Source organism: Mesorhizobium sp. B2-9-1 (genome assembly GCF_006439455.1).
Classification (GTDB): domain Bacteria; phylum Pseudomonadota; class Alphaproteobacteria; order Rhizobiales; family Rhizobiaceae; genus Mesorhizobium.
Window position 1 is genome coordinate 103,701 of sequence record NZ_VFTP01000001.1, and the last position, 12,946, is coordinate 116,646.

12 protein-coding genes and 1 riboswitch are annotated in these 12,946 nt (G+C 66.0%); of the genes, 4 read left to right on the top strand and 8 right to left on the bottom strand.

Features of this window, described 5'->3' with window-relative positions; all coding sequences use genetic code 11:
- Position 1: 1 nt before the first annotated feature.
- Complete coding sequence (locus FJW05_RS00530) at positions 2-769, top strand: cobalt-precorrin-6A reductase (protein ID WP_140626956.1); 768 nt, start codon at positions 2-4, stop codon at positions 767-769.
- On the opposite strand, the gene FJW05_RS00535 is transcribed toward FJW05_RS00530, so the two are convergent.
- The 8 genes from FJW05_RS00535 to FJW05_RS00570 form a co-directional block, all read right to left on the bottom strand.
- Positions 733-1,497 carry a precorrin-3B C(17)-methyltransferase gene (locus tag FJW05_RS00535; protein WP_140626958.1) on the bottom strand — a complete coding sequence of 255 codons (765 nt, stop codon included), beginning with the start codon at positions 1,495-1,497 and terminating at the stop codon, positions 733-735. The two genes, FJW05_RS00530 and FJW05_RS00535, sit on opposite strands and share 37 nt — an antisense overlap.
- Entirely contained in the window at positions 1,494-2,243 is a 750-nt protein-coding gene (locus FJW05_RS00540) for a precorrin-2 C(20)-methyltransferase (RefSeq protein ID WP_140626960.1), read from the bottom strand. Before FJW05_RS00540 ends, FJW05_RS00535 begins: the two co-directional genes overlap by 4 nt.
- Entirely contained in the window at positions 2,240-2,872 is a 633-nt protein-coding gene (locus FJW05_RS00545) for a precorrin-8X methylmutase (protein ID WP_140626962.1), read from the bottom strand. Before FJW05_RS00545 ends, FJW05_RS00540 begins: the two co-directional genes overlap by 4 nt.
- Entirely contained in the window at positions 2,873-4,348 is a 1,476-nt protein-coding gene (cobG, locus tag FJW05_RS00550; RefSeq protein WP_140626964.1) for a precorrin-3B synthase, read from the bottom strand.
- Entirely contained in the window at positions 4,345-8,103 is a 3,759-nt protein-coding gene (locus FJW05_RS00555) for a cobaltochelatase subunit CobN (RefSeq protein WP_140626966.1), read from the bottom strand. Before FJW05_RS00555 ends, cobG begins: the two co-directional genes overlap by 4 nt.
- A gap of 18 nt (positions 8,104-8,121) precedes the next feature.
- The gene (gene cobW / locus FJW05_RS00560; protein WP_140545665.1) at positions 8,122-9,159 is read right to left on the bottom strand and encodes a cobalamin biosynthesis protein CobW; all 1,038 of its coding nucleotides are present in this window, start codon (positions 9,157-9,159) and stop codon (positions 8,122-8,124) included.
- Positions 9,156-9,587 carry a DUF1636 family protein gene (locus FJW05_RS00565; protein WP_140628135.1) on the bottom strand — a complete coding sequence of 144 codons (432 nt, stop codon included), beginning with the start codon at positions 9,585-9,587 and terminating at the stop codon, positions 9,156-9,158. Before FJW05_RS00565 ends, cobW begins: the two co-directional genes overlap by 4 nt.
- Positions 9,588-9,626: 39 nt before the next feature.
- Positions 9,627-9,830: riboswitch (cobalamin riboswitch) on the bottom strand.
- A gap of 30 nt (positions 9,831-9,860) precedes the next feature.
- Positions 9,861-11,060, bottom strand: coding sequence for a winged helix-turn-helix domain-containing protein (locus FJW05_RS00570; RefSeq protein WP_140626968.1), 1,200 nt, complete (start codon positions 11,058-11,060; stop codon positions 9,861-9,863).
- Positions 11,061-11,393: 333 nt separating this feature from the next.
- Between FJW05_RS00570 and FJW05_RS00575 the strand changes: the two genes are divergently transcribed.
- From FJW05_RS00575 to FJW05_RS00585, 3 genes are read left to right on the top strand one after another with little or no spacing between them, the layout of a single operon-like run.
- Entirely contained in the window at positions 11,394-11,759 is a 366-nt protein-coding gene (locus tag FJW05_RS00575) for an NADH-quinone oxidoreductase subunit A (RefSeq protein ID WP_040982049.1), read from the top strand.
- Complete coding sequence (locus FJW05_RS00580; RefSeq protein WP_015317338.1) at positions 11,750-12,331, top strand: NADH-quinone oxidoreductase subunit B; 582 nt, start codon at positions 11,750-11,752, stop codon at positions 12,329-12,331. Before FJW05_RS00575 ends, FJW05_RS00580 begins: the two co-directional genes overlap by 10 nt.
- A 4-nt stretch (positions 12,332-12,335) precedes the next feature.
- Positions 12,336-12,938 (top strand): NADH-quinone oxidoreductase subunit C, encoded by a 603-nt coding sequence (locus tag FJW05_RS00585; RefSeq protein WP_140626970.1) that lies wholly within the window; start codon positions 12,336-12,338, stop codon positions 12,936-12,938.
- Positions 12,939-12,946 lie beyond the last annotated feature (8 nt).

The window sequence follows — 12,946 nt, forward strand, 5'->3', positions numbered from 1 at the left end:
GATGACCCACCGTATCCTGATCCTCGGCGGAACGACGGAAGCCCGGCAGCTGACCGGGACGCTCGTCCGTCGCGAGGAACTGTCGGTCACACTGTCGCTTGCCGGCCGCACCGAAAGCCCGGTCGCGCAAAGCGTGCCGGTGCGTGTCGGCGGCTTTGGTGGCGCCGACGGGCTGGCCGCCTATCTTCGCGAAGAACACGTCGATCTGCTGATCGACGCCACGCATCCATACGCCGCGCGTATTTCGGCCAACGCCGCCGAAGCGGCAAGGCAGACGGACGTGCCGATCCTGGCGCTGCGCCGTCCCGGCTGGGAACCCGTGACGGGTGATCGCTGGACGCTGGTTGACAATGTCACCGAGGCGGCACGAGCGCTCGGCACGGCGCCGCGTCGTGTCTTCCTGGCGATCGGCCGGCAGGAGGCGGGCGCGTTCCAGGCCGCTCCGCAGCACCACTACCTGATCCGCAGCGTCGACCCGGTCGAGCCGAAGCTTGCCGTGCCCGATGCGCTCTACCTGTTGGCGCGCGGGCCGTTCCCGGAAGCGGACGAACGGGCGTTGCTCGAAGAATATGGCATCGACGCCGTCGTTTCCAAGAACAGCGGCGGCCAGGCGACCTATGGCAAGATCGCCGCTGCGCGGGCGCTCGGCATCGACGTGGTCATGATCCGCCGACCGCCTTTGCCGGACGTTCCTTCGGCCGAAACCGTCGATGCGCTGGCGGCAAAAGTCGATCATCTTTTCGACCCCGTTGCCGAACGCGGCGTGTAGACCAGCGCGGGTTTTTTGCCGCGCTTGATGATGCGGGTCTCGGGCGAGCCGATGATGATGCAGGTCGCCATGTCAGCCTTTGCCGCATCGGCATCCGCCAGCAGGAAAACCTCGATGCGCTCGTCGGGCCGGCCGGCGGCGCGGCCGAAGATCACCGGCGTGGTGCCGGGCAGGATCGCCTTCAGGCATTCGAAGGCGCGGCCAAGCTGCCAGGGGCGAGCCTTGCTGATGGGATTGTAGAGCGCGATGACGAAGCCGGCCCCGGCCGCCGCCAACAGGCGCAGCTCGATCAGCTCCCAAGGCTTCAGATTGTCGGAGAGCGAGATGGCGCAGAAATCATGGCCGAGCGGCGCGCCGATGCGGGCGGCAACAGCAAGCATGGCGGTGACGCCGGGAACGACCGACAGGTCGATGGCGCGCCATTCGGCCGGGCCTGCTTCGATCGCCTCGCAAACCGCCGCCGCCATGGCGAAGACGCCGGGATCGCCGCCGGAAACGACGGCGACGTTGTGGCCTTCTGCGGCCTTGGCCAGCGCTTCGTTGGAGCGGGCGAGTTCCTCGCGATTGTCCGAAGCGATGCGGGTCTGGTCCTGCCGCAGCTTCAGCCGGTCGAGATAGGGCTTGTAGCCATAGAAGAAGGAAGCCTCGGCGACGGCATTGGCAGCCTGCGGCGTGACCTGGTCGGCATTGCCGGGTCCGAGACCGATGACGGTAAGGCGGCCGCTCATGGCTTGGCACCCGGGCGAGCCGACCAGCCGGCAACCAGCACGATGGCGAAATAGGGCGCCTTGTCGTCCGGTTTCTCGGCGAGCCGCATCGAGACGCTGCCCGGCATGGTGCCGCGCTCGACATAGACGGCCTTCGCCAGCTTGCCGGTCGCTTCTAGCGCGCGGCGGATTTTTGGCAGGTTGCGACCGACCTTCATGATGACGGCGGCATCGGTGTCGGCGAGGCGACGGGTCAGCTCGAACTCGCTCATCGTGCCCGGCAGCACACTCAGCACGTCGTCGCCTTGGACGATCGGCAGGCCGGTGCTCGACCAGCAGCCCGACATGGCGGTGATGCCCGGGATGACCTCGGTCGGGAAGCGGTGCGCCAGGCGCACATGCAGATGCATGTAGGAGCCGTAGAACAGCGGATCGCCTTCCGACAGCACCGCCACCATCCTGCCGGCGCCGAGATGCCGGGCGACCTGTTCGGCCGATTGCTCGTAAAAATCGGCGATCTGCGCGCGGTAGTCGTCGTGGTCCTTGTCGATCTCGGTCGTCACCGGATAGAGCAGCGGCAGCTCGATCATGTCCGGCCGGAAGCGCGCCTGGACGATGGCACGCGCATTGCTGTTGTTGCCGCGCTTGGCGAAATAGGCGACGACGTCGGCCTCGGCCAGCGCGCGCGCTGCCTTCAGTGTCAGAAGCTCCGGATCGCCAGGGCCGGTGCCGACGCCGACGAGACGGCCTTTCATGATCGCGTTCACAGGCCCGGCCTCGCCAACGAATTGAGCGCGGCGGCGGTCATGGCGCTGCCGCCGAGCCTGCCGCGCACGATGGCGTAGGGCACGCCATAGGAATTTTCGGCCAGCGCATCCTTGGATTCGGCAGCGCCGACGAAGCCGACCGGCATGCCGATGATCGCGGCCGGCTTCGGCGCGCCGTCGCGCAGCTTCTCCAAGAGATAGAAGAGCGCGGTCGGCGCATTGCCGATGGCGACGACAGAGCCGGCCATGCGCTCGCCCCAGAGGTCGATCGCGGCAGCCGAACGCGTGTTGCCGATTTGCTTGGCGATGTCGTGCGTGCGCGGGTCGCGCAGCGTGCATATCACTTCGTTGTCGGCCGGCAGCCGGGCGCGGGTGACGCCGTGCGCCACCATCTCGGCATCGCAGAAGATCGGCGCGCCAGCGGCGAGCGCGGTCCGGGCGGCGGCAACGAAATTGTTCGAGAAGACGAAATGGCTGGCGGCTTCGACCTGGCCGCAGGCATGGATCATGCGGATCGCGACATCGGCCTCCGCTTCCGAGAAGCGAGACAGGTCCGCCTCGGCGCGGATGATGGCGAAAGAGCGCTCGTAGATCGCCGTCCCGTCATGGATATAGTCGTAGGCGGCCATTCACTGGTTCCGTCGATAGAGTTCGGCGATGCCGGCAGCGCCAAACCTTGCCAGGCAGGCGGCGGCGGTTTCGCCGGGATGTCGTGCGTTTTGGAGCGCCACCGCAATACTGGCGACCCCGCGCGCGGCGTCATAGCCCGGCCTGTACGCGGCAGGAAGGGTCTTTGCCGTCCCGTCCACGACAAGTCCGGCTCCGTTTTCGTCGCCGACCAGGGTGAGCGCGGTGGTGCCGGGATGCGCGCAGCCCTTGGCGCAGCCTGAGATATGCAGGGTCAGCGAGGCGTCGAGAAGGTCCGCGCTTTCCTTTGCGATGGTTTCGGCGACGGCGCGGGTGGCGATGCGGCCGGACGCGCAAGCCGGCGTGCCGGGGCAGGCGGCGATGCGGGTGCGCGGATCGGCAGGGTCGGTGACGAAGCCGAGAGCGGCGGCGGAGGATTGGAGAGAGGAGGGGGCGGAGAGGCCGAGGAAGAGCAAGGCGCGACCTGGGGCGAGGCGGATTTCGGTGGCGCCGAGGTTTGAGGCTTGGGTGGCGAGGTCGATGAGGGACTGCGCCGGCATGCTGCCGTAGGGCAGGGCGATGCCTAGGGCGTGGGTGTGGGTGAGAGTGAAGGTGCCAATGGGGCTTCTTGTAGGTTGCTGCTCTACGGCGCCCCCCTCTGTCCTGCCGGACATCTCCCCCTCTAGGGGGGAGATTGCCTTGTCACCGCGGCTTTCGCCAATTTCCAACGCTGAAAGTGCAGAGCCGGCGCGGGAACTGCCAATCTCCCCCCTAGAGGGGGAGATGTCCGGCAGGACAGAGGGGGGCGCGACGGAATGCCAGCCTGCGAGAGAAGCCAACTGTCTCTCCGAAAGATCCCGGGTGTGCGCCTCGCGACCTTTTTCGGCGACCATCCGAAGAGCCGCGACTGCAATGTCGCGCGCGCCATCCGCATCGACCGTCGCGAGCGGCTTCGCACTCCGCCCGTCGCCGGCAACCGATATGCTCCATTGAACGCCCGCCGCAGCCCGCACCGCCTTCAGCCTTAAATCGGCTGTCAGCGCATTCATCGTCAGCTGCCCACCTCCATCGACTACCACCGACACCTTCGGTCCCACCCTTGTCGTCAGGCCGGCCGCTTCAATCGCCGCGCTTATCCGCTCAGCCAGCGGACGCGGATCGGCGATCTCTTCCGGATCGATCCCAGCCAACGGCCCCGTCTCGACCGGCACCCCCGTCCGCACTTCGATCCCCAGCGCATCTACTTCGTCCGCCAGCAGCCGGGCGCTTTCCGCCGTCAAACCACGAATCTGCAGGCTGCCGCGCGCTGTCACCTCCATGATGCCGTTGCCGTGGCGCAAGGCGGATTCGCCGAGCCCGATCAGCGGCTTGGGCGAAATTCCTCCAGCCACCGGGTTGAGCCGCACGAGCAGCCCGTCGCCGGTGTGCATCGGGGCGCTGAGGGCCGGGCAGGCGCCGCGGCGCGAGAAGGCGTTCATGCCGCCACCTCGCTTGCCTGGGCCTCGGCGATCAGGGCCGCGAGGTCGTCGTCGATGGAATTCCTGAGCGGATGCCAGAGACCGCGCCGACGCGCGGAGAGAAGCCGCTCGGCGATGACCTTCGCCGCCGCCGGATTCTCGCGCAGCAGGAAGGCGCGCACGTCCGGGTCGCCAACATAGGCGTCGTGCACTGCCTCGATCAGCGCGCCGGGAATCGCATGGGTGGTTTCGGCGAAGCCGACCAGACGGTCGACCGTTTCGGCGAATTCGGAGGCGCCGCGCGGGCCGTGGCGCATCTGACCGGCGATGAAGCGCGGGTTGACGGCGCGGGCGCGGACCACGCGCGATACCGCTTCTCCGACCGAACGCGGCTTTGGCTTCTTCGGGTCTGTCGTGTCGAGCACGATGACGTCGGCATTCCGGCCAAGTGCTGCAAGGGCAGCCGAAAAGCCGCCGATGAAGGCGACGTCGGCCGAGCCTTCGAGGATGTCGCGGCCCGGATCGTCGCCGGTGTGGACGAGGAGATCGGCTTCGGCGATCCGGCCTTCGAAAGCGCCGGGCGCGGAAATCGCCTGGCCCTCGGCGCCGCCATAGGCGTGCGAGGTGGCGTCGAGATAGGCGCGGCCGATCTCTTCGCGCGCGCCCCATTCGCCGCGCGACAGCAAGTCCTCGACGCCGGCGCCATAAGATCCCGGCGAGGTGCCGAAAATGCGCGGGCTGATCTTCCCCTGAGCGCGCGTCGCCGCGGCGAGCGGGTTTTCCGTGTCGTCCTCGTCGCGGCTGGCGACCGCGTTGGCAGCGGCGTCGATCAACGCGATCTGGGTCGGAAACATGTCGCGGAACAGGCCGGAGATGCGCCAGGTGACGTCGACGCGCGGGCGGCCGAGCGTGGCCGGCGGCAGCACCTCGATACCGGTGACGCGGCCCGTCGCGGCATCCCATTGCGGCCGGCAGCCCATCAGCGCCAGGCCTTGCGCGATCTCTTCGCCGCCGGTGCGCAAGGAGGCGGAGCCCCAGAGGTCGATGACCAACGAGCGCGGCCAGTCGCCATGGCTTTGCATATAGCTGCGCACCACTTCCTCCGCTGCCGCCTGGCCGAGGTCATAGGCAGTCGGTGTCGGCATGGTGCGCGGATCGGAGGTGAAGAGGTTGCGGCCGGTGGGCAGCACGTCGGAGCGGCCGCGCGCCGGCGCACCGGCAGGTCCTGCCTTGACGTGACGGCCGTCGAGCGCGGCAAGCAGGGCTGCTTTTTCCGCGTCCGCGCTTTGCCGGCGCAGCGGATCGGCTTCGTCCTGCGGCGCGCGGCCATAGATATGCAGCCCGTCCTTGACGGCGAAATCCTTGAGGTCGCAGAGCCAGGCGTCGATGCGGCGCAGCGCTTCGTCCGGAGCGTCTGTGCCGGCAACGCCGGCTTCGGACGCAAGGCCGGTCTTTTGCGCCGTCTCGACGATCAATTTGGCCAGACGGTCGCGGCGGCGGCGGTCGAGGCCGTCGGCCTGGGCATATTCGTCTACCAAGCGCTCCAGCTTCTGTTGCGCCTCGTCTAGGCCGGCGCCGGTCAGCGGCGGCGGTAGATGGCCGAGGGTGACCGCCGAGATGCGGCGCTTGGCCTGCGCCGCCTCGCCCGGATTGGAGACGATGAAGGGATAGATGACGGGCAGCGATCCGGTGACGATCTCGGGGAAGCAGGTTCCGGAGAGGGCCACCGTCTTGCCCGGCAGCCATTCCAGCGTGCCATGCGCGCCGACATGGATGATGGCATGCACGCCGAGCGATTTCTGCAGCCAGAGGCCGAAAGCGATCAGCTCGTGGCGTGGGGGCAGCGTCGGGTCGTGATAGTCGGCGCGGCGATCGGCGGAGCGGCCGCGGTCGGGGGCCAGCGCCACGGTGACGTTGCCGAAGGTCGCGGCGCGGAAGGGGAAGTGGTTGTAGGAACTGGCCTGCGAAGGTAGGCGTTCTGTCGCCCCCCTCTCTGTCCTGCCGGACATCTCCCCCTCAAGGGGGGAGATTATTCCTTCACCTCGGCTTTCGCCACCCACTTGGGTTGCAGGAAGGGCACCATCGATGGAACTGCCAATCTCCCCCCCTGAGGGGGAGATGTCCGGCAGGACAGAGAGGGGGGCCTCGCGCAGCCCTATCTCGTCACCCCATGCGGCCTTTACGGCATCGCGCGCTCCCTCGGGCAGATCTGCCGAAAGGGCGAGATAATCCATCAAGGCAAGGCCGTGCCCACCCACCTCCAGCGCATCCAGCAATCCCCGCGGCGATTGCGGAATCCCCTCAACCGCATAGCCCTGTTCCTTCAGGTCATGCAGCATCGCAAGCACACTGGAGGGCACATCGAGCCCGACGGCATAACCTGTACGTCCGGGCGCGCTCGGATAGTCAGGGATCAGGATCGCGAGCTTGCGTTTGGCCCGCGCCGTCCGCTGCAGGCGGATAAAGGCGGCGACGCGCTTGGCGACCTGCGCCACGCGGTCCGCCTCCGGCCGGTTGGCGAAGGCGCGGAAGGCGAGCGCCGGATCGGTCTCGACCTCGCCCTTGAAGGAGATGGCGCCGGCCAGGATGCGGCCGTCGAGCTCGGGCAGGACGACATGCATGGCAAGGTCGGCGGGCGCCAGGCCGCGCTGGTTCTTTTCCCAGACCTCGCGCCTGGTGGTGGCGACGATGACCTGGAAGACGGGCACGCCCGCGCGGTCGAAGAGGGTCTCGGCGCCGGGTTCCGCGCCGGAGGCGAAAGCAGTGGCGGTGACAATGGCTGAGGGGTTCGATGTTGCGATGGCATTCTCTACGAAGGCCAGGGATGCCGGATCTTTGAGGCTGGAGACGAAGATCGGCACGGGGGTGAGCCCTTGCAGCTTCAACGCTTCCACGAGAACGTTGATCGGCGCTACGTCTGCCGCCAACAGCATCGAGCGGTAGAAGAGGATGGGGATAGCCGGGGCGCTGAGGTTGCCAGCGTCGAGTTCCGTCGCCCCCCCCTCTGTCCTGCCGGACATCTCCCCCTCAAGGGGGGAGATTGTTCTGTGGTCGACGGTTTCGCCAACTGTAGATGTTTCAAGTAGCTCGATATTTGACGAAGCAGAGATAGAGCCGGCTTGGGTGACAGCTGATCTCCCCCCTTGAGGGGGAGATGTCCGGCAGGACAGAGGGGGGGGCGAAGGATCGCCGACGCTCGACAGGACTGGCTTTTCGACAACTCCCAGACCCGGCTCATAATACCCCGCCTTCGGCACGCTGACCGGTTCGGCCACGGCCGCATCCGACCCCGCAAGCCTTGCCAGCCTTTGCACCAGCGCGCTCATATTCGCCGGGCCGCCTTCGCGGAAATAGCCGAGCAGAGCGTCCAACTCGGCACGCGGCAGGGTCGAGGCTTCGATCAGCCGCTGGTCCTCGTCATGGCTTTCGCCGGGCAGCAATGCCAGCTTGATGCCGCGCTCGCGCGCGACCGCGGCGAGCTGGTCGCAGCCATAGCGCCACCAGTCATAGCCGCCGAGGATGCGCACCAGCACCACCCTGGCGTGGCGGGCGACGCTGTCGATCCACAGGTCCACCGACATCGGGTGCCGAAGGTCGCGCAGCGCCGCCAACCGCATCGATGGTAGCCGCCCCGCATCCGCCGTCCAGGCGGTGGCCAGGCCGGCGAGATCGCTGTCGGTAAAAGACAGTGCCACGACATCCGCAGGCGCCTGCCTGAGGTCGATCGGCTCGGCGAGGTCGTCGAGCGAAGCGGATGTGGTGGCGAGGATGTGCATCGCTTTTTGGTATTAGCCTCAGCCGGCGAGGATACGCTCGATCGCCGGGCGGTTCAGCCCCTTGAGGCCGATGACGACGAGCCGCGAGCGGCGATCGTCCTCGGACGTCCAGGCGCGGTCGTAGTAATGATTGACGCGTGGGCCGACCGCCTGGAGCAGGAGCCGCATCGGCTTGCCGCCGACCTCGACGAAACCTTTGACGCGCAATACGTTTTCCTGCTCGGCGGCAAGGGCGACGCGCTCGGCCAGCTCGTCGGGATTGGTGATCGAGGGGATATCGAGGACGAAGGAATCGAAATCGTCGTGCTCATGGTCGAGCTCGTCGTCGTGATGGGTCTTGCGGTTCTCGATGTCGTCCTCCACCGCAAGGCCAAGGCCGAGCAGCACGGACGGATCGACCTTGCCCTGCGCTGTCGGCACGATCTTGACGGCACGCGCGACATGCTCGCCGATGACGGCGTTGGCACGGGCGGAGCCTGCCGCATCCATCAGGTCGCTCTTCGACAGGATGATCAGGTCGGCGCAGGCGATCTGGTCCTCGAACACCTCCTCGACCGGATCGTCATGGTCGAGGGAATCGTCCGCCGCACGCTGCGCCTGCAGCGCATCCATATCGGAAGCGACACGGCCGTCGGCGAGCGCCGGGCCGTCGACCACGGCGATGACGCCATCGACCGTCACGCGGCTCTTCACGCTCGGCCACTGGAATGCCTGCACCAGCGGCTTCGGCAGAGCGAGGCCCGAGGTTTCGATCAGGATGTGATCGACCTTGGGGTTGAGCGACAGGATTCGGTCGAGCGCCGGCACGAAATCGTCGGCAACGGTGCAGCAGATGCAGCCATTGGCGAGCTCGACGATGTTCTCCTCCGGACAGGAGTCGACGCCGCAGCCTTTGAGAATCTCGCCGTCTATGCCGACATCGCCGAACTCGTTGACGATGATCGCCAGCCGCTTGCCCTTGGCGTTCTCGAGCAGGTTGCGGATCAGCGTCGTCTTGCCGGCGCCGAGGAAGCCGGTGACGACGGTGCAGGGCACACGGGAAACGGATGCGTTCATGGTCGGTCCTTCAGCATGTCGAGGGGAGGGATGCGGGCAACCAGGCCGCGCTTGAGAGAATCGGGCCGGCCGCGCCAGGGGATCAGGCCGTCGGTCGAGGTGGCGAAGAGTTTCGCGCCGGTGACGAGATCGGCGCCGCTGGTCGTGTTCAGATCGCCGAAGACGTAGCTCCAGCAGCCGTCGCGCAGCAGCGCCGCGCTTAGCCGGCGCTTGCAGTTGCCGAGGCATTCGACGGTACGGATGTCGATCTTTTCGCCGCAAGCCGCCCGACGCGTGTCTTCGGCAAGCAGCGCGCCGGCGCGCGGATGCGCATCCGACCCGGTCTCGTCGCGGCAGGATGAGCAGACGATGACGGCGACGCCGGCCAAAGCGTCGGGCTCGGACGGAACATCCGCACTGTTTGCCGGGAAACTGCCGTTGCGATCCAAAACCATGCTCCTTGCCCGGAAAACCCGCCGGGCATTCGGATACTTAAAGTCTCAGACGGCAGGTCTCCTGGCTCGCGGGTCGTCGCCCTGAATGCCGCCTTCCCGGGAACATCCCAGTGGTTTTCGGCAGAGGCTCGTCGCTTACAGTTGCGGGGACAGCCGCGGATTTGGGTTTTGGCCCGCACCGCATTCCCTCTTGGCTCCTCCCTTTGCCGGGAGAAGACCGTCTGGGTCAGGATTTAGGCTTACGGCTAGGTCCCTGTCAACGCGCAGCTACGACACCGCGATGTCGGCCAGCGCCGGTCCGACGTCGCCGGCCGGCGTCACTTCGATTGACTCCAGGCCGAGCCAGCCCTGCATCTGCTTCAACTCGTCGAAGAGCTGGGCGGCCGTTTCGGGCGGGGCGCCGGCCTCGGCATAGGCAGCGTGGACACGCAACACGCTGGCCGGGCGATCGGCCCTCAGATCGACGCGGGCGACGATCCGGTCGCCGAGCAGGAAGGGCAGCACGTAGTAGCCATATTGGCGTTTCTCGGCCGGCGTGTAGATCTCTATGCGGTAGCGGAAATCGAAGAGTTTCTCGGTCCTGGTGCGTTCGAAGACGACGGGATCGAAGGGGGCGAGCAGGGCACGCGCTTCTATCCGGCGCGGAAAACGGGCGTCCTTGTGGAGATAGGCGGTCTTGTCCCAACCTTCGACCTTCACCGGCAGCAATTCGCCGGCATCGACCAGTTCCTCGATGCGATCCTTCGTGTCGCCCGGCGCGAGACGAAAATAGTCGCGAAGGTCGCCATAGGTGGCGATGCCATGGGCGCGGGCCGAGATGCGTAGCAACTCGCGATGCGCGTCCTCGACGGAGGGTACGGGCAGGTCGAGGACCGCCTGCGGCAAAACGCGCTCGGGCAGGTCGTAATAGCGTTCGAAGCCGCGGCGGTAGGCGGTGGTGATGCGCCCGGCCCAGAACAGCCATTCGAAAGCGTGCTTGGCCTCGCTCCAGCCCCACCAGCCGCCATTGCCCTTGTGGCCTTCGATATCGGAGGCGGCGATCGGACCGCGATCGGCGACCTCTCTATATATCTCGTCGATCATTTCCTTGCGTTCACGGCCCCATTTCGCCAGGCCGAGATACATCTCGTCGCCCTGCTCGGCGCGCTGCATGCGCCAGCGCATCAAAGGGTAGGTCTCGACGGGCAGGAACGACGCCTCATGCGCCCAGTATTCGAACACGGCGCGCTTGCGGGTGACCGCGGCATTGTCGAGCAGCGTAAGCGGGTAGGGGCCGAGGCGCGAATAGAGCGGCATGTAATGCGCGCGCACCACCGCGCTCACGGAATCGATCTGCAAGAGGCCGGTTCGCGAAAGTACCCGTGCAAGGTGGCGGCGATCCGGAATACCACTGGGCCTAGGGTCGTTGAACCCTTGCGCGCCGAGCGAAATGCGCCTCGCCATGGCCAGCGAAATCTTGTCCTTCATCAGGTGTCCTTGCCCGATCATCTGCTGGATTTTTAGCCGGTGATTCCTGTCATGCTAGCAGGCAAATGGCGGGAGATATGTCAGGAGAGAAAAGTGGAGTAAAAGCTGAAGGAAATCAAACAGGAGCGGATCGGACCAGTTTCTTCCGATAAGGCGTCCAGCGCCGCGATTTGAACAACGTTTGACTTGCGTCACCGAAACCGCTGCGCTAACCCTCGCCGCGTTGCAGCATGGGCCCGTTAAAACGGTTCAGCGGTTAAACTGTCACGCTTCCGCATTAGAGTCCGTTGCTGTAATCAAAGTGAACTGCCCCCGCCGAAGGAAAGTCGCCGCATGAGCGCACTCCTAAGTTCGTACCTGCCTATCGTGCTGTTCATCGCCGTGGCGATGATCGTCGGTCTGGCGCTCATCGTCGCTCCGTTCCTTGTGGCCTACCGCAATCCCGACCCGGAAAAGCTTTCCGCCTATGAATGCGGGTTCAACTCGTTCGACGACGCCCGCATGAAGTTCGACATCCGCTTCTACCTGGTGTCGATCCTGTTCATCATCTTCGATCTCGAGGTCGCCTTCCTGTTCCCGTGGGCGGTGTCCTTCTCGAAGCTCGGCATGCTCGGCTTCTGGTCGATGATGGTGTTCCTGGCGGTGCTGACCATCGGTTTTGCCTATGAATGGAAAAAAGGAGCGCTGGAATGGGATTGAACGACAGTTCAGGCACCCTCGTCGCGCCGAAGCCCAAGGGCATCATCGACCCCAACACCGGCAGGCCGGTGGGGGAGGACGATCCCTTCTTCCTCGAAATCAACAATGAGCTGGCCGACAAGGGTTTCCTCGTCACGTCGACCGAGGCGCTGATCACCTGGGCGCGCAGCGGCTCGCTGATGTTCATGACTTTCGGCCTCGCCTGCTGCGCGGTCGAGATGATCCACACCTCAATGCCGCGCTATGACTCGGAGCGCTTCGGCGTCGCCCCGCGCGCGTCGCCGCGCCAGTCCGACATTATGATCGTCGCCGGCACGCTGACCAACAAGATGGCGCCGGCGCTGCGCAAGGTCTACGACCAGATGCCGGAGCCGCGCTACGTCATCTCGATGGGCTCCTGCGCCAATGGCGGCGGCTACTACCACTATTCCTATTCGGTGGTGCGCGGCTGCGACCGCGTCGTGCCGGTCGACATTTATGTGCCCGGCTGCCCGCCGAGCGCGGAAGCACTGCTCTACGGCATTCTCCTTCTGCAGAAGAAGATCCGCCGCACCGGCACGATCGAACGGTGAGCCGATGACCCTGGCGTTGAATGAACTCTCCACCTATCTCGGCGAGAAGCTCTCCGGCCGCATCGGCGAAGCCGTGATTGCGTATGGCGAGCTGACGGTTTCGGTGGAACCGGGCAATCTGATCGAGGTGGCGACCTTCCTGCGCGACGATCCGCGCTGCCAGTTCATCTCGATCATCGATGTCTGCGGAGCGGACTACCCGTCGCGCGCCAGGCGCTTCGACGTCGTCTATCACCTCCTGTCGCCGAAGCAGAATGCGCGCGTCCGCCTCAAGGTCCAGGCCGACGAGGAGACGCTGGTGCCGTCGCTGACCGGCGTCTATCCGGGCGCCGACTGGTTCGAGCGCGAGACCTACGACCTTTACGGCGTGCTGTTCTCGGGCCATCCGGACCTGCGCCGCATTCTCACCGATTATGGTTTCGAGGGCCATCCGCTGCGCAAGGATTTCCCGCTGACCGGTTTCGTCGAGGTTCGCTACGACGACGAGGCCAAGCGGGTGATCTACGAGCCGGTCGAGCTCAAGCAGGAATTCCGCAATTTCGATTTTCTTTCTCCCTGGGAAGGGACGGACTACGTCCTGCCGGGGGATGAGAAGGCGAAGCAGTAGGGCGACCC

Bases quoted from the DNA above. Each gene is read 5' to 3' on its own strand.
- FJW05_RS00535 (WP_140626958.1), bottom strand. From the start codon at position 1,497: ATGAGCGGCCGCCTTACCGTCATCGGTCTCGGACCCGGCAATGCCGAC.
- FJW05_RS00570 (WP_140626968.1), bottom strand. From the start codon at position 11,060: ATGAAGGACAAGATTTCGCTGGCCATGGCGAGGCGCATTTCGCTCGGC.
- FJW05_RS00575 (WP_040982049.1), top strand. From the start codon at position 11,394: ATGAGCGCACTCCTAAGTTCGTACCTGCCTATCGTGCTGTTCATCGCC.
- FJW05_RS00580 (WP_015317338.1), top strand. From the start codon at position 11,750: ATGGGATTGAACGACAGTTCAGGCACCCTCGTCGCGCCGAAGCCCAAG.
- cobG (WP_140626964.1), bottom strand. From the start codon at position 4,348: ATGAACGCCTTCTCGCGCCGCGGCGCCTGCCCGGCCCTCAGCGCCCCG.
- FJW05_RS00530 (WP_140626956.1), top strand. From the start codon at position 2: ATGACCCACCGTATCCTGATCCTCGGCGGAACGACGGAAGCCCGGCAG.
- FJW05_RS00555 (WP_140626966.1), bottom strand. From the start codon at position 8,103: ATGCACATCCTCGCCACCACATCCGCTTCGCTCGACGACCTCGCCGAG.
- cobW (WP_140545665.1), bottom strand. From the start codon at position 9,159: ATGAACGCATCCGTTTCCCGTGTGCCCTGCACCGTCGTCACCGGCTTC.
- FJW05_RS00545 (WP_140626962.1), bottom strand. From the start codon at position 2,872: ATGGCCGCCTACGACTATATCCATGACGGGACGGCGATCTACGAGCGC.
- FJW05_RS00585 (WP_140626970.1), top strand. From the start codon at position 12,336: ATGACCCTGGCGTTGAATGAACTCTCCACCTATCTCGGCGAGAAGCTC.